Origin of the sequence: Mycolicibacterium vulneris (genome assembly GCF_002104765.1) — a bacterium.
Lineage (GTDB): Bacteria > Actinomycetota > Actinomycetes > Mycobacteriales > Mycobacteriaceae > Mycobacterium > Mycobacterium vulneris.
The window spans coordinates 25,737-50,465 of the sequence record NZ_NCXM01000037.1 but is presented as its reverse complement, the minus strand read 5'-3'; the positions used below and the strand labels follow the sequence as shown (position 1 = coordinate 50,465).

Annotated in this window: 11 protein-coding genes, 1 tRNA gene, 1 other RNA gene and 1 pseudogene; 8 read left to right on the top strand and 6 right to left on the bottom strand. The window is 66.8% G+C overall.

The genetic code is table 11. The features are described from left to right. The 3 genes and pseudogenes from B8W69_RS30135 to B8W69_RS26115 form a co-directional block, all read left to right on the top strand. Window positions 1-13,942 (top strand): annotated as a pseudogene (locus tag B8W69_RS30135) (amino acid adenylation domain-containing protein); the annotation flags it as partial. 55 nt (window positions 13,943-13,997) lie between these two features. After that, window positions 13,998-14,927 (top strand): class I SAM-dependent methyltransferase, encoded by a 930-nt coding sequence (locus tag B8W69_RS26120; RefSeq protein WP_085292596.1) that lies wholly within the window; start codon window positions 13,998-14,000, stop codon window positions 14,925-14,927. A 44-nt stretch (window positions 14,928-14,971) separates the two neighbouring features. Then, the gene (locus B8W69_RS26115) at window positions 14,972-15,757 is read left to right on the top strand and encodes a class I SAM-dependent methyltransferase (protein ID WP_085292595.1); all 786 of its coding nucleotides are present in this window, start codon (window positions 14,972-14,974) and stop codon (window positions 15,755-15,757) included. Here the strand turns inward: B8W69_RS26115 and B8W69_RS26110 are convergent. Then, a complete protein-coding gene (locus B8W69_RS26110) occupies window positions 15,754-16,191 on the bottom strand; it encodes an SRPBCC family protein (protein WP_085292594.1) in 438 nt (145 codons plus the stop codon). The two genes, B8W69_RS26115 and B8W69_RS26110, sit on opposite strands and share 4 nt — an antisense overlap. An 81-nt stretch (window positions 16,192-16,272) precedes the next feature. Between B8W69_RS26110 and B8W69_RS26105 the strand changes: the two genes are divergently transcribed. Beyond that, a complete protein-coding gene (locus tag B8W69_RS26105) occupies window positions 16,273-17,664 on the top strand; it encodes an FAD-binding oxidoreductase (protein ID WP_085292593.1) in 1,392 nt (463 codons plus the stop codon). Then, window positions 17,661-18,971, top strand: a complete 1,311-nt coding sequence (locus tag B8W69_RS26100) for a class I SAM-dependent methyltransferase (RefSeq protein WP_181447485.1) — start codon at window positions 17,661-17,663, stop codon at window positions 18,969-18,971. The genes B8W69_RS26105 and B8W69_RS26100 overlap by 4 nt, the downstream gene beginning before the upstream one ends. Window positions 18,972-18,975: 4 nt before the next feature. Here B8W69_RS26100 and B8W69_RS26095 read toward each other — a convergent pair whose 3' ends face one another. The 3 genes from B8W69_RS26095 to ffs all read right to left on the bottom strand — a co-directional run bounded on the left by B8W69_RS26095 (window position 18,976) and on the right by ffs (window position 22,371). After that, window positions 18,976-20,847 (bottom strand): DNA polymerase III subunits gamma/tau, encoded by a 1,872-nt coding sequence (locus B8W69_RS26095; RefSeq protein ID WP_085292591.1) that lies wholly within the window; start codon window positions 20,845-20,847, stop codon window positions 18,976-18,978. A 49-nt stretch (window positions 20,848-20,896) separates the two neighbouring features. Further along, complete coding sequence (locus B8W69_RS26090) at window positions 20,897-22,192, bottom strand: aspartate aminotransferase type Ic (RefSeq protein WP_085292590.1); 1,296 nt, start codon at window positions 22,190-22,192, stop codon at window positions 20,897-20,899. A gap of 82 nt (window positions 22,193-22,274) precedes the next feature. Continuing rightward, an RNA gene (gene ffs / locus B8W69_RS26085) (signal recognition particle sRNA small type) lies at window positions 22,275-22,371 on the bottom strand. A 76-nt stretch (window positions 22,372-22,447) separates the two neighbouring features. Between ffs and B8W69_RS26080 the strand changes: the two genes are divergently transcribed. Next, window positions 22,448-22,536, top strand: a tRNA-Ser gene (locus B8W69_RS26080). An 89-nt stretch (window positions 22,537-22,625) separates the two neighbouring features. Then, window positions 22,626-23,414, top strand: a complete 789-nt coding sequence (gene lucA, locus B8W69_RS26075; RefSeq protein ID WP_085292589.1) for a lipid uptake coordinator LucA — start codon at window positions 22,626-22,628, stop codon at window positions 23,412-23,414. Between the two features lie 82 nt (window positions 23,415-23,496). On the opposite strand, the gene B8W69_RS26070 is transcribed toward lucA, so the two are convergent. Together B8W69_RS26070 and B8W69_RS26065 are read right to left on the bottom strand one after the other, a co-directional pair. Then, window positions 23,497-23,655 carry a hypothetical protein gene (locus tag B8W69_RS26070; RefSeq protein WP_181447484.1) on the bottom strand — a complete coding sequence of 53 codons (159 nt, stop codon included), beginning with the start codon at window positions 23,653-23,655 and terminating at the stop codon, window positions 23,497-23,499. Window positions 23,656-23,669: 14 nt separating this feature from the next. Further along, window positions 23,670-24,050 (bottom strand): hypothetical protein, encoded by a 381-nt coding sequence (locus tag B8W69_RS26065; RefSeq protein ID WP_085292600.1) that lies wholly within the window; start codon window positions 24,048-24,050, stop codon window positions 23,670-23,672. A gap of 177 nt (window positions 24,051-24,227) precedes the next feature. On the opposite strand from B8W69_RS26065, the gene B8W69_RS26060 reads away from it, so the two are divergent. Next, the gene (locus B8W69_RS26060) at window positions 24,228-24,686 is read left to right on the top strand and encodes a lipoprotein LpqH (protein ID WP_181447487.1); all 459 of its coding nucleotides are present in this window, start codon (window positions 24,228-24,230) and stop codon (window positions 24,684-24,686) included. The last annotated feature ends 43 nt before the right edge of the window (window positions 24,687-24,729 follow it).

Sequence of the window (24,729 nt, the reverse complement as noted above, 5' to 3'; positions counted from 1 at the left end):
CCCTACATGATCCCCGCCGCGATCGTGGCCCTCGACCACCTCCCACTCACCCCCAACGGCAAACTCGACACCCACGCACTCCCGGCACCCGAATACACCGCCGGCCAATACCGCTCCCCGGAAACCCAGGTCGAAGAACTCCTGGCCGGCATCTACGCCCAGGTACTCGGCTTGGACCGGGTCGGCGTCGACGACTCCTTCTTCGACCTGGGCGGGGACAGCATCTCGTCGATGCAGGTGGTCGCCCGTGCCCGCGCCGCGGGGCTGATCTGTCGACCGCGCGACATCTTCGTCGAACAGACCGTGGCCCGGCTGGCCCGGGTGGCCACGGTGGCCGACGATTCGGACAGACCCGTTGATGAGGGCATCGGGCCGGTGATCGCCAGCCCGATCATGCACTGGCTGCAAGACGTCGCCGGACCGGTAGAGCAGTTCAACCAGACAGTCATCGTGCAGGCACCGGCGGGAGTTATTGAAGCCGACGTGAAGGCCATGTTGCAGGCCCTGCTGGATCGGCACGCCATGCTGCGCCTTCGAGTCGATGACGACGGCGGCAGCGGATGGGCGTTGACGGTCCCCGAACCCGGCACCGTAGACGTCGCCACCTGCCTGCACACCGCCACCGTGGTCTCCCAAGACGCCCTGCTGGCGGCGCGGGCCCGGCTGAACCCGGCCACCGGCAACGTGCTGCGTGCGGTCTGGGCGGCCGCCACCGGGCAGTTGGCGGTGATCATTCACCACCTGGCCATCGACGGGGTGTCCTGGCGAATCCTGTTGGAAGACCTCAATATCGCCTGGGCCCAGCACCGTAACGGACAACCAATAACGCTGCCGGCCGGCGGCACCTCGTTCGCCCGGTGGTCGGCGCTGCTAGCCGAACACGCCCACACCACCACCGTGACCAACACGGCAGAGGCCTGGCGACAGATCGCCAACGCCCCGGTGGGGCTGCCCGAAGTACAACCCGAGGTCGACACCTACGCCAATGCCGGACAGCTGAGCGTGCAGCTGGACACCGAGACCACCCAAACCCTGCTCGCCGAGGTGCCCGCGGCGTTTCACGCCGGGATCCACGACATCCTGCTCATCGCATTCGGGTTGGCCTGGGCGCAATACCTGGGCACTGGCGACACACCGATCGGCATCGACGTGGAAGGCCACGGCCGCGCCGAAGAACTGGCCGCCGAGCTGGACCTGTCACGCACCGTGGGATGGTTCACCACCAAATACCCCGTCGCACTGACCGTCGGCGGGCTGCCCTGGGCCCAGGTGATCACCGGCGCACCCGCCCTGGGCACCGTCATCAAAAACGCCAAAGAACAACTGCGCGCCCTGCCCGAGCCCCTGACCTACGGCCTGCTGCGCTACCTCAACCCCGACGTCGACCTGCCCGAGTCCGACCCACCGATCGGCTTCAACTACCTGGGACGGCTAGGCGGCGCGCCAGCCGAGCACGCTAGCCATCTATGGCGGATCAGCAACGACGGCTTGTCGGCGGTCGCGGCGGCCGCGGCGGGCGCCATGCCACTGAGCCACACCGTGGAACTCAACGCCGCCACCGAGGACACCGACTCCGGCCCCCTGTTGCACGCCACCTGGACCTGGGCGCGAACAGCACTGGACCACCCCCAGATCAGCCGTCTCGCGCAGCTCTGGTTCGACGCCCTGACCGGCATCTGCGCCCATGTGCGCGGCGGCGGCGGCGGACTGACGCCGTCGGACATCACACTTGCCGGGCTGAGCCAGCAACAGATCGACGAGCTGGAGCGGCAATATGCGGATCGCTGACGTTCTGCCGCTGACTCCCCTGCAGCAGGGGCTGTTCTTTCACGCCAACACGGCAACGGATAACGGCGACGATGTGTATGCGTCTCAGCTAGACATCACCGTGACCGGCACGCTCGACCCCAACCGGCTGCGCCACGCGGTACAGACCGCGATCAACCGCCATCCCAATCTGGCGGCCCGCTTCTTCGAACGGTTCGGCGAGCCGGTGCAGATCATCCCGGCCGATCCCGCGGCGGGGTGGCGGTACGCCGACCTTGTTGCCGATGACGGCGAACTGGACATCGATGACCAGATCCGGCAGATTTGCGCAGCCGAACGCGCCGCGGTGTGCGATCTGGCCGGCGGGCCGGCCTTCCGGGTGGCGTTGATGCGCACCGCCGCCGAGCAGTACCGGTTGATACTGACCAACCACCACATCGTGCTGGACGGCTGGTCGCTGCCGATCCTGCTGCAGGAAATCTTCGCCACCTACTACGGGCAGCGACTGCCCGCGGCCGCGTCGTATCGTGCGTTCGCCGCCTGGCTGGCCACACGTGACCTGGAAGCCGCCCACACCGCTTGGCGTTCGGTGTTGGCGGACTTCGATACGCCCACCCTGGTCGGCCCGGCGAATCGGTTGGGGCTCGGTCGGCGCGGGGTCGCCTCATCGCGGCTGTCCCTTCACACCACGCAATCGCTGAGCGAACTGGCCCGCTCTCGCCACACCACCGTCAACACCGTGCTGCAAGCAGGTTTCGCACAACTCCTGACATGGCTGACCGGCCAGCACGACGTCGTGTTCGGCACCGCAGTCTCGGGTAGGCCGGCCGAGCTGGCCGGTGCCGAATCAATGGTCGGCTTGATGATCAACACCGTGCCCGTGCGGGCGCGCATCACGCCGGCCAGCACTACGGCCGACCTGATCGACCAATTGCAGGCCGCCTACGCCGACACGCTGGACCACCAACACCTGGCGCTCAGCGAAATTCACCGCATCACCGGTCACGATCAGCTGTTCGACACCTTGTTCGTGCTGGAGAACTATCCCGTCGACACCGCGGCCCTGGCCGCGGGCGACCACGAGCTGGCCATCACCGAGTTCACCGGCCGCGAGTACAACCACTACCCGCTGACCGTGCAAGCCACCCCAGGCCGCCAACTGGGGATTCGCGCCGAGTACGACACCGACGTGTTCGACGCCGACAGCATCCAGGCCCTGATCGACCGGTTCCAGCTGGTGCTGATGGCGATGACCGCCGACCCGACCCGGCGGCTGTCGTCGATCGATTTGCTCGACGCCGGTGAGCTCGCCCGGTTGGATGCCGTCGGCAACCGCGCCACGCTGACCCGTACGGGGCCGCCACCGATGTCGGTTCCGGCGCTGTTCGCCGACCAGGTGGCCCGCGTTCCCGAGGCGGTGGCGGTGACCTTCGAGGACAACTCGATGACCTACTGCGAGCTTGATGAGGCCGCTAACCGGTTGGCGCACTTCCTGATCGGTCACGGCGTTAGCGCCGGGCAGAGGGTGGCGGTGCTGTTGGAACGTTCATCCTCGGCCGTCGTCGCGATGCTGGCGGTAATGAAGACGGGCGCGGCTTACCTGGCCATCGACCCGGCGTTGCCGGGCGCGCGGATCGGTTTCATGATGGGTGACGCCGCACCGGTGGCTGTCGTCACCACGGCAGACCTACGTGACCGGATAGCCGCCCGCGACCTGCTGGTCATCGATGCTGACGACCCCGGCGTCGACGCCCAGCCCAGCACGGCGTTGCCGGGGCCGGCTCCCGACGATATCGCCTACCTGATCTACACCTCGGGCACCACCGGCACGCCCAAAGGCGTGGCCATCACCCATCGCAACCTGACCCACTTGGCCTATTCACAGCCCCAACCTTTGCCCACCGAACAGGTTTGGACGCAGTGCCATTCCTACGCGTTCGACTTCTCGGTGTGGGAGATCTGGGCGGCGCTGCTCACCGGTGGGCGGTTGGTGGTGGTGCCCGACTCGGTGGTGAACTCGCCGCCGGACTTCCACTCCGTGCTGGTTCGCGAACGAGTCAACGTGTTGACGCAGACCCCGTCGGCGGTGGGGGCGCTGTCGCCGGAGGGGCTGGAGTCGACGGCGTTGCTGCTCGGCGGTGAGGCGTGTCCGGCCGAGGTGGTGGATCGGTGGGCGCCCGGACGGGTGGTGGTCAACGCCTACGGCCCTACCGAGGCCACCGTGTACGCATCGATGAGTGTTTTGACCGCGGGGGCGGGGACTCCGCCGATCGGCTCGCCTGTGCCGACCGCGGCGTTGTTTGTGCTGGATGGGTGGTTGCGTCCGGTGCCGATCGGGGTGGTCGGCGAGTTGTATGTCGCCGGTGCCGGCGTCGGGGTCGGCTACCTCGGTAGGGCCGCGTTGACGGCATCGCGGTTCGTGGCGAGCCCGTTCGGCGGACCGGGGGCACGGATGTATCGCACCGGGGATCTGGTGCACTGGCGCGCCGATGGGCAACTACGGTTCATCGGACGCGCCGACGAACAGGTCAAGATCCGCGGCTACCGCATCGAACTCGGCGAAATCCAGGCCGCCCTGACCAGCCTGGACGGCGTCGACCAAGCGGTGGTTATCGCCCGCGAGGACCGCCCCGGCGACAAGCGCATCGTCGCCTATTTCACCGGTACCGCGGACCCCACCGACCTGCGCACTGAGCTGACCCAACGGCTACCGGCGTACATGGTGCCGGCCGCGGTCATGGCCATCGAAGCGCTACCGCTGACCCCGAGCGGCAAACTCGACACCCGCGCCCTACCGCCACCGGATTACTCAGGGCGCGGGTATCGCACCCCGTCCACTCAGGTACAGGAGATCTTGGCCGGCATCTACGCCGACGTTCTGGGACTCGACCGTGTCGGCGTCGATGACTCATTCTTCGATCTGGGCGGGGATTCACTGTCGGCGATGCGCCTGATCGCCGCGATCAATACCGGCCTGGACACCAACCTTTCGGTGCGCACCGTATTCGAGGCGCACACGGTGGCCCAGCTGGCCCCACATGTCGCTGCCGGTGGGGGCCGGTTGGAGCCGTTGATCGCCGGTGCGCGTCCGGCGGTGGTGCCGTTGTCGTACGCCCAGCAGCGGTTGTGGTTCCTTGACCAGTTGCAGGGCCCCTCCCCCGTCTACAACATGGCGGCCGCGTTGCGGTTCGAAGGGCCCCTGGACGCCGAGGCGTTGGGTGCGGCACTGGCCGACGTGGTGAGCCGCCAAGAGAGCCTGCGCACCCTGTTTGTGGCGCCCGAGGGGATCCCCCAGCAGACGGTCATTGCTGCCGAGCGGGCCGACTTGCATTGGGTTGTTGTCGATGCCGGCGGCTGGTCGGCGGCCCGGCTGGACGAGGCCATTGGGGCGGTGGCGCGGCACAGTTTCGATCTGGCCACTGAGATCCCCTTGCGGGCAACACTTTTCCGCCTCGCCGCCGACGAACACGTGCTGGTGGCCGTGGTGCACCACATCGCCGCCGACGGCTGGTCGATCACTCCGCTGGTGGCTGATCTGAAGGTGGCTTACACAAGCCGGAGTGCGGGCCTGGCCCCTGACTGGGCGCCGTTGGCGGTGCAGTACATCGACTACACGCTGTGGCAGCGCGCCCAGCTGGGTGATCTGGCCGACGCGCAAAGCCGTATCGGCGCGCAGCTGACCTATTGGGAACAGGCGCTGGCCGGCCTGCCCGAGCGCCTGCAATTGCCCACCGACCGGCCCTACCCGCCGGTGGCCGATCAGCACGGCGCCACCGTGACGGTGGACTGGCCGGCGCAGCTGCAGCAGCAGATTGCCCGAGTGGCCCGCGCACACAACGCGACCAGTTTCATGGTGGTGCAGGCCGCGCTGGCCGTGCTGTTGTCGAAGATCAGCGCCAATTGTGATGTGGCGGTGGGCTTCCCGATCGCCGGACGGGGTGACCCGGCGCTCGATCAATTGGTGGGCTTCTTCGTCAACACTCTGGTGCTGCGAGTTGATCTCACAGGTGATCCGACAGTCGGCGAGCTGCTGGCTCAGGTGCGCGAGCGCAGCCTGGCCGCCTACGAGCGCCAGGACGTGCCCTTCGAAGTGCTCGTAGAGCGTCTCAACCCGACCCGCAACCTGAGCCACCATCCGCTGGTCCAGGTGGCGTTGGCCTGGCAGAACAACGAGCCCGTCAAGCTGGCCTTGGGTGATCTGGTGGTCACGTCGCTGCCGGTGGATACCCGCACCGCCCGTATGGATTTGGCGTTTTCGTTGGCCGAGCGCTTCACCGAATCCGGTGAGCCCGCCGGGATTGGCGGAGCAGTGGAGTTTCGCACCGACGTGTTTGACCCCGACACCATCGAGGCGTTGATCGGGCGGTTGGAGCGGGTGTTGTTGGCGATGACGGCCGATGTAGGGCGGTCGTTGTCGTCGATCGATGTGCTTGATGGGGTCGAGCGGGCCCGATTGGCGGTGCTGGGCAATCGGGCGGGGTTGACGAAACCTGGTACGCCCACGTCGATTCCGGTGTTGTTCGCCGCGCAGGTCGCCCGCGCCCCGAAGGCGGTGGCGCTGACCTGTGATGACCGGTCGATGACCTACCGCGAGTTGGATGCGGCCGCCAACCGGTTGGCACATCTGCTGGCCGGCCACGGCGTGGGCCCGGGACAGTATGTGGCGCTGCTGTTTTCGCGTTCGACGCAGGCGATCGTGGCGATGCTGGCGGTCCTGAAAACCGGTGCGGCCTACCTGCCGATCGACCCGGCGCTGCCGGCGGCGCGGATCGAGTTCATGATCGCCGATGGCGCGCCGATCACCGCGCTCACCACCGCCGAACTGCGCCCGCGGCTTAACGGGTGCGACCTGGCGGTCATCGAGGTCGACGATCCCGCCATCGCCACCCAACCCAGCACCGCCTTGCCGGGGCCCGACCCCGCCGATATCGCCTACCTGATCTACACCTCGGGCACCACCGGCACCCCCAAAGGGGTGGCCATCACCCACCACAACGTGACCCGGCTGCTGACATCACTAGACACCTGGGCGACAGCGGAACAGGTGTGGGCGCAATGGCATTCGCTGGCCTTCGACGCCTCCGTTGAAGAGATCTGGGGTGCGCTGCTCCACGGTGGACGCCTGGTGGTGGTGCCCGAGTCGGTGGCCAGCTCAGCGCACGACCTCCACGCCCTGCTACTCGCCGAGCGGGTCAGCGTCTTGAGTCAAACCCCGTCGGCGGTGGCGACGCTGTCGCCACAGGGACTGGAGTCGATGGCGCTGCTGGTGGCCGGTGAGCCCTGCCCGGCCGAGGTCGTCAACCGGTGGGCGCCGCACCGCAGGATGGTCAACGCCTACGGCCCCACCGAGACCACGATATGTGCATCCAGGACCGCGCCGTTGACCGCGGGGGCCGGCGGCCCGCCGATCGGCGCGCCGGTGCCCACCGCGGCGCTGTTCGTGCTCGACGGGTGGTTACACCCGGTACCGATCGGGGTGCTCGGCGAGCTGTATGTGGCCGGCGCCGGCGTCGGGCTCGGTTATCTGCGGCGCAGTCCCCTAACGGCCTCGCGGTTTGTAGCCTGCCTCTTCGGGGAGCCCGGAACACGGATGTATCGCACCGGGGATCTGGTGCGCTGGCGCCCCGATGGGCAGCTGCAATACGTCGGGCGCGCCGATCAACAAGTCAACATCCGCGGCTACCGCATCGAACTCGGCGAAATCCAGACCGCCCTGGCCGCACTGGACGGAGTCGAGCACGCCGCGGTGATCACCCGCGAAGACCACCCCGGCGCCAAGCGCCTCATCGGCTACATCACCGGCACCGCAAACCCCACCCAAGCCCGCGCCGCCCTGGCCCAACAGCTCCCCGCCTACATGATCCCCGCCGCAGTCGTCGCACTCGAAACGCTGCCCCTCACCCCCACCGGCAAACTCGACACCCACGCCCTGCCGGCACCCGAACGCACCACCGGCCAATACCGCGCCCCCAGTGACCCGGTAGAACAAATCCTGGCCCACACCTACGCCCAAGTCCTCGGGCTCGACCGGGTTGGAGTCGACGACTCATTCTTCGAGCTGGGCGGCGACAGCATTTTGTCGATGCAGGTGGTGGCGCGGGCCCGCGCGGCCGGGGTTCTGTGTCGGCCGCGCGATGTTTTCGTCGAGCAGACCGTGGCCGGGCTGGCCCGGGTGGCCGCCTTGGCCGACGGTGAAGCTGACGCGATCGATGAGGGCATTGGGCAGCTGCCAGCCACCCCGATCATGCGTTGGCTCGGAAGCATCGATGGCCCGGTGCAGCAGTTCAACCAGACGATGGTGGTGCAGGCTCCCGCGGGGGTGACCGAAGCCGACGTGGTAGCGGTGTTGCAGGCCTTGATGGATCGGCATGCCATGCTTCGACTTCGCGTCGACGACGACGCTGGGGCGTGGTCGTTGACGGTGCCCGAGGTGGGGTCGGTGGATGCCCGCGAGTGCCTGCAATCGGTGGGCGAATTGTGCGATGCGGCGTTGGTGGGGGCGCGGTCGCGGTTGAACCCGGCCGCCGGCGTGATGGTGAGCGCGCTGTGGGTGGCTTCGTCGCGCCAGTTGGCGTTGATCATTCATCATCTGGCCATCGACGCGGTGTCGTGGCGGATTTTGTTGGGGGACTTGAACATCGCCTGGGCCCAGCACCGCGGCGGGCAGCCGGTGGTGTTGCCGGCGACCGGGACGTCGTTTGCCCGGTGGGCGGAGCATCTCACTGAACACGCCCGGACCTCGAAAGTTGTTGCCCAAGCACACGTGTGGAAGCAGGTGGCGGCGATCCCTGCCGTGCTGCCCGCGGTGCAGCCGGCGGTGGACACCTATGCAAGCGCCGGGCACTTGTCGGTGTCGCTGGATGATGTTGACACGACCCGCATGCTTTTGACTGAGGTGCCCGCGGCATTTCATGCCGGGATACGCGACATTCTGCTGATCTCGCTCGGCTTGGCAGTGGCGGAGTTTTCGAGCAACGGCGGCGCGCCGATCGGCATCGACGTCGAGGGCCACGGGCGCGCCGAGGAGCTGGCCGCCGATGTTGACCTGTCCCGCACCGTGGGGTGGTTCACCACTAAATATCCGGTGTCGTTGGCGATGGGTGGGCTGTCTTGGGTGCAGGTGGTTACCGGTGAGGCCGCACTGGGGACGGTGATCAAGGACGCGAAAGAACAGCTTCGCGCCCTTCCCGACGGACTGAGTTACGGTGTGCTGCGTTACCTGAACAGCGATGTCGACCTGGACGGGTCTGACCCGCCGATCGGGTTCAACTATTTTGGGCGTCAGGGCGCCCCCGGGACTGGTCTGGACGAAGATCTTTGGCAGATCTCCCGGGACGGGTCGTCAGTCACCAGCGCGGCAATGGCGATACCCATGCCGCTGACGCACACCGTTGATGTCAACGCCGTCACCATCGACACCGACGCCGGTCCGCAGCTGCACGCTACCTGGACATGGGCGCCCTCCGCACTAGATCACGTGCAGGTCAGCCGGCTGAGCCGGCTGTGGTTTGAGGCCCTGTCCGGTATCTGCGCGCATGTGCGAAGTGGTGGGGGCGGGCTGACCCCGTCGGATATCGCGCCGGCCCGGCTGGGCCAACACCAGATCGATGAGCTTTACCATCACTATGAGATCGCCGACGTGCTGCCGTTGACTCCCTTGCAGCAGGGTCTGCTGTTTCACGCCAGCACCGTGCAGGGCAACGACGACGATGCGTATGCGGCGCAGCTGGCTTTCACCCTGACCGGCCCGCTTGACCCGCAGCGGCTGCGCGATGCGGTGCACGCGGTGGTCACCCGGCATCCCAACCTGGTGGCCCGATTCTGCCAGCGGTTCGAAGAGCCGGTGCAGATCATCCCGGCCGATCCGGTCCCGGGGTGGCGGTATGTCGAGCTGTCCGGTGGCCCTCAGCTCGATGACGTCGATGGCGAGGAGCAGATCGCGCGGGTATGCACCGACGAACGTGCCGCGGTCTGCGATCTGGCCGATCAGCCGGCCTTTCGGCTGGCTTTGCTGCGCATCGCGGCGGATCGGCACCGGTTGGTGCTGACCAATCATCACATCGTGCTCGATGGCTGGTCGCTGCCGATCCTGCTGGGCGAGATATTCGCCGGTTATCGCGGGCAGCGGCTGGGCGCAGCCGGGTCGTATCGCCGGTTTGTGACCTGGTTGAGCGGTCGTGACCTGGAGGCCGCGCGCGCGGCCTGGCGTGAGGTGTTGGCCGGTTTTGACACCCCCACGTTGGTGGGCCCTCCGGGCCGGTTAGAGCAAGGACCGCGAGGCGATGCCGTGTTTCGGGTGCCTGAGCAGATCACGCGGGCCGTTAGCGAGCTGGCGCGCTCGTGTCATACCACCGTCAACACCGTCTTGCAGGGCGCCTTCGCGCAGCTGCTGATGTGGTTGACCGGTCAGCACGATATCGCCTTCGGCACCACGGTCTCGGGGCGGCCGGCCGAGGTGGCCGGTGCGGAATCGATGGTGGGCCTGTTGATCAACACTGTGCCGGTGCGGGCGAACATCACGGCGGCAACCACCACCGCGCAGCTGCTCGACCAGCTTCAAGCCGCCTACAACGACACACTCGAGCACCAGCACCTGGCGCTTGCGGAGATCCACCGCGTCACCGGTCAACAGCAGCTGTTCGACACCGTTTTCGTGTACGAGAACTATCCGTTCGACACCGGGGCGTTGACGGGGGCCGACGAGTTGGCCATCACCGATGTCACCGGCCGCGTAGCCAACCACTACCCGCTTGTGGTGGAGGCCTCGCCGGGCAGCGAGCTGGGTCTTCGCGTCGGATACGACACCGATGTTTTCGACGCGGCCAGTATCGAGATGCTGATCGAACGGTTGCAGAAGGTGTTGGTGGCGATGACCGCCGACCCCACCCGGCGGCTCTCGTCGGTGGATCTGCTCGATGATTCTGAGTACGCCCGGCTGGATGGGTGGGGCAACCGGGCGGTGTTGACGCAGTCCGCAACCAGCGGTGCATCGATTCCGGTGTTGTTCGCCGCGCAGGTGGCCCGCACCCCGGAGGCGGTGGCGCTGAGCTTCGAAGGCCGCTCCATGACATACCGCGAGCTCGAGGAAGCCGCCAACCGGTTGGCGCATCTGTTGGCCGGCCAGGGTGCGGGCCCGGGTGAGCGTGTGGCGCTACTGCTTTCCCGTTCGAGCGAGGCTGTCGTGGCGGTTTTAGCGGTGCTGAAAACCGGGGCGGCTTATCTGGCAATCGACCCGGCGGTGCCAGCGGCCCGGATGGAGTTCATGGTTGCCGACGCCGCGCCGATCGCCGCGATCACCACCACCGAGCTCGCCGACCGGCTCGACGGATATGACCTGGTGGTCATCGATGTCAGTGATATTGAGGGCACCGCTGTTAACACCCAACCCAGCGCCGCACTGTCGGCGCCGGGTCCGGATGATATCGCCTACCTCATCTACACCTCCGGCACCACCGGTGTCCCCAAGGGCGTGGCAATCCCCCATCAGAACGTGACCCAGCTGTTGGAGGTGCTGGAGGCCGACCTGGAGCTGTCGCCGGGACAGGTGTGGACGCAGTGTCATTCTTTGGCCTTCGACTTCTCGGTGTGGGAAATCTTCGGTGCGTTGTTGCACGGTGGGCGGTTAGTGGTGGTGCCCGATTCGGTGGTCCGCTCACCGGAAGACTTGCACGCGGTGCTGGTCACCGAAGAGGTCAGCGTGTTAAGCCAGACCCCCTCGGCGTTTTATGCGCTGCAGAACGTTGATGCGCAGCACTGGTGGCAAAGCTCGAGCACGGCGTTTGAACGCCAGGTAACACGCTGGCTCGGCTTGTCCGTACCGCGATCACCTGAGTTGGATTATCAGCTCAAGCTGCAGACGGTGGTGTTTGGCGGTGAAGCGCTAGAACCGCAGCGTCTTAGGACGTGGTTTGACAACCACCCTGGATTACCGCGCTTGATCAACCTGTATGGCATCACCGAGACGACGGTGCATGCCTCGGTGCGGAAGATCGTCGCCGGTGACGCCGATAGCACTGTCAGTCCCATCGGGGTGCCATTGGCGCATCTTGGCTTCTTGGTGCTGGATCGCTGGTTGCGCCCGGTGCCAGCCGGTGTGGTCGGGGAGTTGTATGTGGCCGGTGCCGGGGTGGGGTGCGGATATTGGCGGCGGGCGGGCTTGACGGGGTCGCGGTTTGTGGCGTGCCCGGTCGCAGCGGGACAACGTATGTATCGCACCGGAGATCTCGTGTGTTGGGGTGCTGAGGGGCGGCTGCGGTATCTGGGGCGCGCGGATGACCAGGTCAAGATCCGCGGGTATCGCATCGAGCTCGGTGAAGTTCAGGCCGCGCTGGCCGGGCTGGATGGGGTGGAGCAGGCGGCGGTAATCGCCCGCGAGGACCGCCCCGGCGACAAACGGCTGGTCGGCTACGTCACCGGGACAGCAGACCCGGCCCAGCTCCGGGTCGCGCTGGCCCAACGACTCCCGGCGTACATGGTTCCGGCCGTGGTGGTGGCGCTAGAGGCGTTGCCGCTGACAGTCAACGGCAAACTCGACAAACGGTTGCTGCCGGCACCGGGGTACGCCGCTGGGGAGTATCGGGCCCCGGCCACTCCCACCGAGGAGATCGTGGCCGAGATCTACGCCCGGGTGCTGGGGATCGAGCGCGTCGGGGTCGACGACTCGTTCTTCGATTGTGGCGGGGATTCGCTTTCCGCGATGCGGGTGATCGTCGAGACCAACAAAGCCCTTGATGTCCACCTTTCCGTGGGCGCCATATTCCACGCGCCATCGGTGAGAAGCCTGAGCCAGCAATTGGGCACAAGTGCCAGCTGGGACAGCTTTGTGTCCGTGCACGGCGCCGCGAACGAGGACGCCAGCACCAAGGTGCACGCCCGCGACCTCACCCTGGACAAGTTCATCGACGCCACGACGCTGGCCGCCGCGCCGGGGCTGCCGGGGCCGAGCGCCGAGGTGCGGACGGTCCTGCTGACCGGGGCGACCGGCTTCCTCGGGCGCTATCTGGCCCTCGAGTGGCTGGAGCGGATGGAGCTGGTCGACGGCAAGCTGATCTGCCTGGTGCGCGGCGAGACTGATGAAGAAGCAAGGAGTCGACTCGACAAGACTTTTGGCAGCGGCGACCCCGGACTGCTGCGGCACTTCCAGAAACTGGCCGCCGATCGTCTGGAGGTCATCGCCGGCGATAAGGGCGAAGCCTACCTGGGGCTGGACCAGCAGACCTGGCAGCGGCTGGCCGACACCGTTGAACTGATCATGGATCCCGCGGCCCTGGTCAACGGCGTCTTCCCCTACAGCGAGCTGTTCGGGCCCAACGTCGTGGGCACCGCCGAGCTGATCCGGTTGGCGCTCACCACGAAACTCAAGCCCTACAGTTACGTGTCGACTTCCGACGTGAGAACCCAGATCGATCCGTCCGCGTTCACTGAGGACGCCGACATCCGGGTCATCAGCCCCACCCGCGCGAACGATGGCAGCTACGGCAACGGCTACGCCAACAGCAAGTGGGCCGGTGAGGTGCTGCTGCGCGAGGCTCACGACCTGTGCGGGCTGCCGGTCGGAGTGTTTCGCTGCGACGTGATCCTGGCCGACCCCACATACGCGGGTCAGCTCAACGCGTCGGACAATGTCGCCCGGATGGTGCTGAGCTTGGTGGCTACCGGCATCGCGCCCCGCTCGTTCTTCCCACTCGATGCCGATGGCAACCGGCAACGCGCGCACTTTGACGGGCTGCCCGTCGGTTTCGTCGCTGAGGCGATCGCCACGCTGGGTGCCCAGGTGGTCACGTCTTTAGCGGGCTTTCAGACCTATCACGTGATGAACCCGCACGACGACGGCATCGGGCCCGACGAGTATGTCGACTGGCTGATCGAGGCCGGTTACCCGATCCAGCGCATCGCTGACTTTGGGGAGTGGTTGCAGCGGTTCGAGACCGCCCTAGGTGCCCTGCCGGATCGACAGCGCGAGCACTCGGTGCTGCCGATGTTGCGGTTGCGTCCTTCCGAGCAGTTTGAGCTGCCCGAGCCGACCCGAGGGGCGATGGGGCCGACCGACCGATTCCGCGCTGCGGTGCAAGAAGCAAAAATCGGCCCCGACAAGGACATCCCGGACATCCCGCATGTCTCGGCCCCGATCATCATTAAATACGTAACCGACTTGCAACTGCTCGGACTGCTCTAGCCCGCTTGAAAACGCCACCCGGCACACGCCCATCGAGAATCCCCGGAGGAACAAAATGCGCCGAATTGCCCTTTCGATCTACTGGGGGTTCTTGGTGGTTGTCCGCTCCTTCAGTCTGGTGCGACAGAAAAATGCCGCGGCTTATTACACGACCCTCGGAGACGACGCCATCGACTTCCTGAATGAAGGGTACGTCGACGACTCCAAGCCGTTATGGCTCAACCTCGGTTACTGGAAAGAGGCTCGCACCTATCCCGACGCTTGCGTTGCGATGGTCGAGCTGCTGGGAACGCGCGCCGGTCTGAAACCAGGCGATGAAGTCCTCGACGTCGGCGTCGGTTTCGCGGAGCAGGATTTTGTTCTTCTCGATCGCTTCAAGGTGTCTCGGATCACGGGCATCGACATCACTCCCGTCCACATCGATAAGGCCCGGGAACGCGTCGCCGAGCGTGGGCTCGAGAAACAGATCGACATTCGACTCGGTTCCGCGACCGAAATGGAGTTTCCCGACGCATCATTTGACAAGGTCTTGGCCTTGGAATGCGCATTCCACTTTGACACGCGTGATCAGTTCATGCGTGAAGCATTTCGCGTCCTCAAGCCAGGAGGAACCATCGCGATCGCCGACATGCTCCCGGTTCCAGGCAGGAAATCCCTCCGGGTGAACGTTTTCGCCCGGAGGTACGGCCACATTCCCGAGGCCAATCTGTATGACCGCGAGGAATACCCACGGCGACTGTCTGCGGTGGGTTTCGGCGATGTCCTCGTGGAATCGATCCGGCAAGACGTGTTCCCCGGGATGGCCAATTACAGTCGGCAGCGCCTTGAGGAAAAGAAAAAGATGGATGAGGTGGTCGTGGAAGTCTCGGAAGACGATCGCGCCCAGTGCCGTGGCGTAGAGATCTGGGAACGAGGAAGCGGTTTGACGGACTATGTGATGGTGTCGGCACGGAAGCCTTTGGACATGGGAGTTCCAGGGAAATGAACTTGTGGCTGTTTTGTGTCGAACCGCGGCTCGCTTAATCCATCATGGTCCCCATGGGAACGGCAACCCCCGACATTGCCAACATGCCCCGAGGCGGGCCGAACGCCTCGTGGCTGGACCGGCGGCTGCAGACCGACCGGCTGGAATACCTGGACCGCGACGACGTCGACGATCTGAAGCGCAAGGTCATCCAAGCACTCGACCGCAGCGGACGACGACGGTTTCTGGGTAATTACACGTTGTGCGCGAGGGCGGCGCTTCGCGAGGTGAGCGATATCGCCTCGCCGAAGATCCTCGAACTCGGGTGCGGCCTCGGCGGGCTGTCGCGCAAGCTACTGGAGTATCGCCCCGCTGCTCAGGTGACGGTCACCGACATCGATCCCGAGTTCGCGGCCGCCGTCGCCGCCAGCGACCTCGGCAGTCACCCACGCGCCACGGTGCGGCAAATGGACGCCACCGCAATCGACGCCCCCGACGGGTATTACGACCTCGCGGTGTTTGCGTTGTCGTTGCATCACCTGGCGCCCCAGCAGGCCGCCCAAGTATTCGCCGAAGCGACCCGGGTAGCGAAGAAGTTGATCGTCATCGACCTCAGCAGGCGGCCGCCGCCGGTCCAGTTGATGATGTTGGCGCTCATACTGCCGTTCACCAGGCTGAAGCCGTTGTTACACGACGGGATCATCAGCTCGCTACGCGCCTATAGCCCGTCGGCGCTGCGTGCGCTCGCCCAATACGCCGACCCGGCAATTACCGTCGAGTTCCGCGCTCGACCGTGGGGTGCGACGGTGATGGTTGCCGGCCGCCCGGCAACCGGACAATCAACCGGCTAGCCTTCCAGTTCCTTCTTCAGGTTGGCCAGCACCTCGCCCTGAATCTTTTTCAATCCCAATGGCGCAAAGGTCTTTTCGAAGAAGCCCTTCACACCGCCGGCGCCCGTCCAGGTGGTGTTGACGGTGACGCTGGAGCCGGGTCCGGCGGGAGCGACCGTCCAGTTGATGACCATGGACGAGTTCGCGTCCTTCTCGATGACGGTGTGCCCGGCCACGTCGACGGCGACCTGCACGTCGCGGACGCGTGATTTGGTGGCCTGCAACTTCCACTTTGCGACCGTGCCGGGCCCCTGCCCACCCTGAAGCACCTGGTAGTCGCTGTATTGCGGCGACAGAATTTTCGGGCGGACGGTCTGATAGTCCGCGACGGCGGCAAGGGTTGCCGCAGGTTCCGCGTTGACCAAAATGGTGCTCTCTGCGCTCACCTGTCCCAAGGGGACCCCTCCTCATGAAGATTTTCCCGGTGCCGGCCCTTTCGACGGGTGCACGGGCTGTTGTCGAAGACTAGGGTATATGTGGTGCCTGTCACTGGATCTGCACTCTCGACCCACAAGTCCGGCGTTGACCGGATGCTGGCAAGTTATCGATCCATCCCCGCAACGTCCGCCGTCCGGCTGGCCAAGCCGACATCAAATCTGTTCCGCGCCCGAACGAAACGCGATGCACCAGGTCTGGACACGTCCGGGCTGACCGGCGTCCTGAGCGTGGATCCCGACACCTGCACCGCCGACGTGGCGGGCATGTGCACGTACGCGGACCTGGTGGCCGCGACGCTGCCGTACGGTCTTTCGCCGCTGGTCGTCCCGCAGCTGAAGACCATCACGCTCGGGGGCGCGGTCAGCGGTCTTGGCATCGAGTCGGCGTCGTTCCGCAACGGGCTGCCGCATGAGTCGGTGCTCGAGATGGACATCCTCACCGGCGCTGGCGATTTGCTCACCACCTCGCGCACCCAGCACCCCGACCTGTTCCGCGCCTTCCCGAATTCCTATGGGACGCTGGGGTATTCGACCCGGATTCGGATCGAGCTGGAATCCGTCGCGCCGTTCGTGGCGCTGCGACACATCCGGTTCCGCTCGCTGCCAGATCTGGTCGCGGCCATGGAACGCATCATCGACACCGGTGGGCAGGGCGGGACGCCGGTCGACTATCTCGACGGGGTGGTCTTCAGCGCCGACGAAAGCTACCTGTGCGTGGGCCGGCGGACCACTACGCCCGGCCCGGTCAGCGACTACACCGGCCGCGACATCTACTACCAGTCCATCCGGCACGACGGCCCCGGCGTCGAAGCCACCAAGGATGACCGGCTGACCATGAACGACTACTTCTGGCGCTGGGACACCGACTGGTTCTGGTGCTCACGCGCGTTCGGGGTGCAGAACCCGCGGCTGCGGCGCTGGTGGCCGCGCCGCTACCGGCGCAGCAGCGTCTACTCGAAGCTGATCTCCATGGACCGACGCTTCGGGCTGTCCGACAGGATCGAAACGCGTAACGGCCGCCCGGCGCGCGAGCGGGTGGTGCAGGACATCGAGGTGCCGGTCGAACGGACCTGCGACTTCCTGGAGTGGTTCCTGGACAGCGTGCCCATCACGCCAATCTGGTTGTGCCCGTTGCGTTTACGCGACCGCCAGGGCTGGCCGCTGTATCCGATGCGCCCGGATCACACCTACGTCAACGTCGGCTTCTGGTCGTCGGTGCCGGCCGGCGCGACCGAGGGCGCCACCAACCGGATGATCGAGGCCAAGGTGGACGAGCTCGACGGCCACAAGTCGCTGTATTCGGACTCCTTCTACTCCCGCGAGGACTTCGACGAGTTGTACGGCGGCGAGGCCTACAACACGGTCAAGAAAACCTACGATCCCGATTCTCGTTTACTCGACCTCTACGCGAAAGCGGTGCAACGGCGATGACGACGACGAAAGGACCTCACCGCTCATCGACCGGCAAACTGAGCATGGCCGAGATCCTGGAGGTCTTCGCCGCGACCGGACGACATCCGCTGAAGTTCACCGCCTACGACGGCAGCACGGCCGGCAGTGAAGACGCCGAACTGGGTCTGGACCTCCGGACCCCCCGCGGAGCCACCTACCTGGCCACCGCGCCCGGCGAACTCGGCCTGGCCCGCGCCTACGTGTCGGGCGACCTGCAGGCCTACGGCGTACACCCGGGCGATCCGTACCAACTGCTCAAGACGCTGACCGATCGGGTCGAATTCAAGCGTCCGCCGGCGCGGGTGCTGGCCAACGTCGTCCGTTCGATGGGCCTCGAGCGATTGCTGCCGGTGCCACCACCACCGCAGGAAGCGCGGCCACGGTGGCGCCGGGTCACCGAAGGGCTGATGCACAGCAAGACCCGCGACGCCGAGGCCATCCATCACCACTACGACGTCTCCAACACCTTCTACGAGCTGGTGTTGGGGCCGTCGATGACCTACACCTGCGCGGTGTATACCGACGCCGAGGCCACGCTGGAAGATGCGCAGCAGAACAAGTACCGGCTGATCTTCGAGAAGCTGCGGCTCCAGCCGGACGACCGGCTGCTCGACGTCGGCTGCGGCTGGGGCGGCATGGTGCGCTACGCCGCGCGCCACGGCGTCCGGGCGATCGGCGCGACCCTGTCGGCCGAGCAGGCGAAGTGGGCGCAGCGGGCGATCGCCGACGAGGGGCTGGCGGAGCTGGCCGAGGTGCGGCACTCCGACTACCGCGACGTGGGCGAGACGCAGTTCGACGCCGTCTCCTCGATCGGGCTGACCGAGCACATCGGCGTCAAGAACTACCCGGCCTACTTCGGGTTCTTGAAGTCGAAGCTGCGCACCGGCGGTCTGCTGCTCAACCACTGCATCACCCGGCACGACAACTCCTCGACCTCGTTCGCCGGGGGGTTCACCGATCGCTACGTCTTCCCCGACGGCGAGCTGACCGGCTCGGGCCGCATCACCTGCGCGATCCAGGATGCGGGCTTCGAGGTGCTGCACGCGGAGAACTTCCGGCATCACTACGCGATGACGCTGCGCGACTGGTGCCGCAACCTGGTCGAGCACTGGGACGTGGCGGTCGCCGAGGTCGGCCTGCCGACCGCCAAGGTGTGGGGCCTGTACATGGCGGCATCGCGGGTGGCGTTCGAGCAGAACAACCTTCAGCTCCATCATGTGCTGGCGGCCAACGCCGACGCGCGGGGCGACGACAACCTGCCACTGCGGCCGTGGTGGACGGCCTGAACCGCTAGCCGTTGTCGATGCGGCGGGCGCCCAGCTCGCTCTGCAGCAATTCGAGCGCGACCTCTTCGGGGTCGCGGCGCGGCGCCGATGGCTCGTCGCCGACGGCCTCGGCCAGCATGTGTTCCTCTTCATCACGGCGCGCGGAGTCGACGTCGGGCGCGGGCTCGGCGACGTTCGTCGCCGTCGGGCCGGCTCCCCCACCGGCGGGTGGCGGTGGCGCGGCCGCCGCCGGCGCGCCAGCCTCACAGCGCACCCGCCAGTTGACGCCCAGCGCGTCTTTGAGCGCTTCGGCGATGACGTCGGCGTTGCGCTGCTCGCAGAGCCGCTTGGCCAGCGGCGCCGATTCATGGCTCAGCACCAACGTGTTGCCCTCGATGGCCCGCACGGTCGCCCCGGCCAGCATCACCTCGGTGGTGCGGCTGCGCTGCCGCACCTTTTCGCGCACTGTCGGCCACATGCTTCGCACCGCGGCGGTGTTGAGTTCACCTGGCGCAGAGGCTGTTTCGGCCGCCGGTGTCGGAGCGGGTTCGGGTGCGGGAGGCGCGGGCTGAGACGGTTCGGGGACGGGGGCCGCCTTGGGCTCGGGCTTCGGCTCGGGTTGCGGTTCGGCCTTGGCGGCGGCCGCCGCGGAGGGCCGGGTGAACCGGACGGGCGGCTCGGGTTCGGCCGGCGCGGGCGCACTGCGCGGCGCCGCGGCGGGGGCTTCGGAGCCGGGGATGGACATGTCCAGCCGGGTCTCGATCCGCTCGACGCGTTGCAGCAGCGCCGATTCGGTGTCGCTGGCCGAGGGCAGCAGCAGACGCGCACACACGACCTCGAGCAGCAGACGCGGCGCCGTTGCACCGCGCATCTCGCCGAGCCCCGCCTGCACCACCTCGGCGTAGCGGGTCAGGGTCGCCGGCCCGATCCGGGTCGCTTGCTCACGCATCCGCTCCAGCACGTCCTCCGGCGCGTCCACCACGCCGCGGCTGGCCGCGTCCGGAACGGCCTGCAGCAGGATCAGGTCGCGGAACCGTTCGAGCAGATCGGTGGCGAACCGCCGTGGGTCATGCCCGGCATCGATCACCGACTCCACCGCACCGAACAGCGCCGCGGCATCGGCGGCGGCAAGGGCGTCGACGGCGTCGTCGATCAGCGCCATATCGGTGGCCCCCAGCAGGCCCAACGCGCGCTGATAGGTCACGTGCGCGCCCTCGGCGCCGGCCACCAGCTGATCCAGCACCGACAGGGTGTCGCGGGGCGAGCCGCCGCCGGCGCGGATCACCAGCGGGTAGACGGCGTCGTCGACGGCGACGCCCTCCTGCTCACAGATCCGCCCGATCAACGACCGCATGGTCTTCGGCGGCAACAACCGGAACGGGTAGTGATGCGTGCGGGACCGGATCGTCGGCAGCACCTTCTCCGGTTCGGTGGTCGCAAAGATGAAGATGAGGTGTTCGGGGGGCTCCTCGACGATCTTGAGCAGCGCGTTGAATCCCGCGGTGGTCACCATGTGCGCCTCGTCGACGATGAACACGCGGTAGCGCGACTGGGCGGGCGCGTAGAACGCGCGGTCGCGCAGCTCGCGGGTGTCGTCCACACCGCCGTGGCTGGCGGCGTCGAGCTCGACCACGTCGATGCTGCCGGGCGCGTTGGGCGCCAGCGCCTGGCACGAGTCGCAGACCCCGCACGGCATGGCCGTCGGGCCCTGAGCGCAGTTCAGCGAGCGGGCCAGGATGCGCGCCGAGGAGGTCTTCCCGCAGCCGCGCGGACCCGAGAACAAATACGCGTGGTTGATCCGTCCGGCTTCCAGGGCGATCGAGAGTGGTTCGGTGACGTGCTCCTGCCCCACCACTTCGGCGAAGGTTGCCGGACGGTACTTGCGGTAGAGGGCCACGGTCAGCAGGCTACCGGCGCGCGGTGACGATGCGGACCCGGCAGGGTCGTCAGCTCACACTCGACGCGGCCGACGCCAGCAGCGATTCGGACGCCGCCAGCAACGCGCAGGTGGCCAGCCCGTCGACGGCGTCGCGCAGGTCCGGCAGCGACGGGAAGGTCGGCGCGATCCGGATGTTGGTGTCCCTCGGATCTTTCCGGTACGGGAACGACGCACCCGCCTCGGTGACCGCGATACCGGCGTCCTTGGCCAGCGCGACGGTCCGCTTCGCGGTACCCGGCAACACGTCGAGGCTGATGAAGTAGCCACCCTTGGGGTCGGTCCACGACGCGATCTTGGAGTCGCTGAGCCGCTGATCGAGGATCTCGGCGGCCAGGGCGAACTTCGGCGCCAGGATCTGCTGGTGCTTCAGCATGTGCAGCCGCACCCCGTCCGCGTCGCGGAAGAAGCGCAGGTGCCGCAGCTGGTTGATCTTGTCGGGTCCGATCGACTTCTTCCCCGCATATTGCAGGTACCAGGCGATGTTGCCCAGCGATCCGCCAAGGAAGCTCACGCCGGCGCCGGCGAAGGTGATCTTCGAGGTGGACGCGAACACGTAGGGCCGATGCGGATTGCCGGCCGCGGAGGCCAGCCCGAGCACGTCGACCTGCCGGATGAAGTCATGCGTCAGGGTGTGCACCGCATACGCGTTGTCCCAGAACAGCCGGAAGTCGGGCGCCGCGGTCCGCATCTGGACGAGCCGCAGGACGTTGTCCCAGGAGTAGGTGACCCCGGTGGGGTTGCCGAACACCGGCACCGTCCACATGCCCTTGATGGCCGGGTCGGCGGCGACCAGCTCTTCGATCAGGTCGACGTCCGGCCCGTCGGACAGCATCGGGACGGGGATCATCTCGATGCCCATCGTCTCGGTGATGGCGAAGTGCCGGTCGTAGCCGGGGGCCGGGCACAGGAACTTGACGCTCGGTTCGTCCTTCCAGGGGCGCTGCGAGTCCACGCCGCCGTACAACATCGAGAAGGCGACCAGGTCGTGCATCAGTTCCAGGCTGGAGTTGTTGCCCGCGATCAGGTTCTGCACCGGGATGCCGAGCAGCTCCCCGAAGATGGCCCGCAGCTCGGGCAGGCCGTGCAGGCCGCCGTAGTTGCGGGTGTCGGTGCCCTCGCTGTCGCGGTAGTCGTCCCCGGGCAGGCTCAGCAGCGGGTTGGACAGGTCGAGCTGGGCGGGAGCGGGTTTGCCGCGGGTTAGGTCCAGCGCGAGCTTCTTGGCCTGCAGATCGGCGTAATCCTGCTGGTGACGAGCGTGTGCGCCGGCAAGTTCTTCCGGGCTGAGGGACTCCAGCGACACCATGGACCCTTTCGCTGTCGAAGGCGGGTAACCAGTGGCGATCGCAAGCGCGGCGGAGCCGAGCGAAGCGGGTCGCCACTCGTGGATATAGGGGACCCCGCGCACCCGACAGAGCCCATTGACCCTTGCTGCCTTCCGGCCCTGGGGGAGTTCACAGGATAGACGCCGCGCGGGGTCCAGCGACGAGTCTAATACCTGCCCTGGAGTCGACGATGAGCAACCGGCGGGGCCCATCGGGGCCTCGGTTACCATGGCCACGGAGGATTCGCCTAGTGGCCTATGGCGCTCGCCTGGAACGCGGGTTGGGTTAACAGCCCTCGCGGGTTCAAATCCCGCATCCTCCGCCATTGGTCCGCCAAGCGGACACGTACGAATTGATATGGATTCGGGTCGGCCGCCTTTAGGCTGGCGTGAAATCACCAGCACGAGGAGGGGTATGGGGCGCAAGGTCGCCATCCCGTGGCACGCGTCATTTTCGATCGCTGCCGGTGTCCTCTACTTCTTCTTCGTGCTGCCCCGCTGGCCCGAGCTGATGGGCGACACCGGGCACACGTTGGGGACGACGCTGCGCATCGTGACGGGTGCGCTGGTCGCGCTCGCGGCGCTGCCCGTGGTGTTCACCCTGCTGCGCACCCGCAAGCCCGAGTTTGGGACGCCGCAGCTGGCGCTGTCCATCAGGATCTGGTCGATCGTGGCCCACGTGCTGGCCGGGGTGCTGATCATTGGGACGGCGATCAGCGAAATCTGGTTGAGCCTGGACGTCGCCGGACGGTGGTTGTTCGGGATCTACGGCGCCGCCGCCGCGATCGCGTTGCTCGGCATTTTCGCCTTCTATCTCTCCTTCGTCGCCGAGCTGCCCCCGCCGCCGCCCAAACCGATCAAGGCTAAGAAGCCCAAGGAGCGTCGCGTGCGGCGCAAGAAGGGCGCCGAGGACGAAGCCGACGAAACGGAAGAAGCCGAAGCCGCCGAGGCTGACGAGGACGAGGCGGAGACCGCCGAGGCGAAAGCCGAAGAGACCGAAGAAGCCGAGCCGGCCGCAGCTGAGGCCGCACCGGAACCGACGATCGAGGCGACGCCCGCCGACGACACCGAGGAAGCCGGCGACGAGGGCGACGAGTCGAAGGCCAAGTTGCGCAACCGGCGCCCGACCGGCAAGGGGTCGCACCGGATGCGCAGGCGCACTCGGGCCGGCGTTGCCCTCGACGAAAACGCCGACGAGGAGTAGTCAGCGGCGCCGGAGCCGCTCGACGTAGGCGGCGATGCGTCGCAGCGTCTCGTCCGTGCCCCACATCCGGCGAACCTCGTCATCAACGCCTCGGGCCTCGTGGATGCGCGCCGGCGTCGGGGCGTGCCAGGTCGCGCACCGTCGAGGCCAGCTCTTCGAGCAGCTCGACATCCTGCGCGTTGACCGCACCCGACGACAGGGTCAGCACCTTCACGGCGCCCGCGGTGCTGATGTCGAGCATGATCATTCTTCCGATCAGCGGCTGACGGCCGCGAGGACGACGGGGATGTCCGTGTTCTCGTCGGTGTGATAGCTCGCGCAGACGCGGTGGTAGCCGTCGGCGATCTGTAACGGAACCCCGGTCATGAAGTCGCCGCGCACCAGCAGGATGGGCGACAGCGACAGGCCCTTCTCGATCTTGGTCAGGTCCGCCGCGACGTGCGGGTTGTCCACCGGCAGCAGGCTCAGCTGCGCCGCCCGCAGGATGTCTTTGGCCTTTTTGTGCGTCACGCTGCCGGATTTCAGCTTTTTGACCACCTTCTTCACGGTCTGCCTGTCCGCGAGCATGGTGAGATAGTCCGCCGCCGCCGGAAAGTCCTGGGCCTCAGGCTTTTCCAGCCATTTCACGCTGAGCATCATGTTCCTCCCTGTGCCGGCTGCGACATCGACGTAGCCTACCGGCTCGGCCCCGCGAAAATTTGGGATCGGTAGCAACCGGGGCGGTCTGTACTTGCGCCAGGACGACGCCATCGGGGCGGCGCACAAAGGAAGGAACCACAAGTGAAACGTCTTCTCACAGCTGCGATTGGGACCCTGGGCTGCGCCGCGGCCTCAGTGGCCCTGGTGGGATGCTCGGGCGGCGGCCACACGGCCGCACCGGCGTCGAGCACCACCCCCAGCGCCTCCACCGGCACCAACGCGCAGGTCAAGGTGGGCGGTACGGACCTGGCCGGCGTGAACCCGGCCTCGGTGACCTGTGTGCGGACCGGCGGCAAGATCGACATCGGCAGCGGCTCCACGAGCGGCGCCCAGCAGGCGCTGGCCGTCGTGATGACCGACGAAGCCAACCCGAAGGTCCAGTCGGTGGCCCTCGTTGTCGACGGCAACGCCCTGGCGGTCAGCGACAACATGGGCGCGAAGGTGGGTTCGGCCAGCGTCGCGGTCGATGGCAAGACCTACACCATCACCGGTCAGGCGCAGGGGGCCGACATGAAGAACCCGATGGCGGGAATGATCACCAAGGACTTCACCATCAAGGTGTCCTGCGGCTGATCGGTTTCGGCCCTCGAGCGGCGGACGTGCCTCACTCACGCGT

What these genes read in the sequence shown, in the direction of transcription:
- B8W69_RS26120 (WP_085292596.1), top strand. Translation starts at nt 13,998, where the DNA reads ATGCGCCGAATTGCCCTTTCGATCTACTGGGGGTTCTTGGTGGTTGTC.
- B8W69_RS26115 (WP_085292595.1), top strand. Translation starts at nt 14,972, where the DNA reads ATGGTCCCCATGGGAACGGCAACCCCCGACATTGCCAACATGCCCCGA.
- B8W69_RS26065 (WP_085292600.1), bottom strand. Translation starts at nt 24,050, where the DNA reads ATGCTCAGCGTGAAATGGCTGGAAAAGCCTGAGGCCCAGGACTTTCCG.
- lucA (WP_085292589.1), top strand. Translation starts at nt 22,626, where the DNA reads ATGGGGCGCAAGGTCGCCATCCCGTGGCACGCGTCATTTTCGATCGCT.
- B8W69_RS26100 (WP_181447485.1), top strand. Translation starts at nt 17,661, where the DNA reads ATGACGACGACGAAAGGACCTCACCGCTCATCGACCGGCAAACTGAGC.
- B8W69_RS26070 (WP_181447484.1), bottom strand. Translation starts at nt 23,655, where the DNA reads ATGCTCGACATCAGCACCGCGGGCGCCGTGAAGGTGCTGACCCTGTCG.
- B8W69_RS26090 (WP_085292590.1), bottom strand. Translation starts at nt 22,192, where the DNA reads ATGGTGTCGCTGGAGTCCCTCAGCCCGGAAGAACTTGCCGGCGCACAC.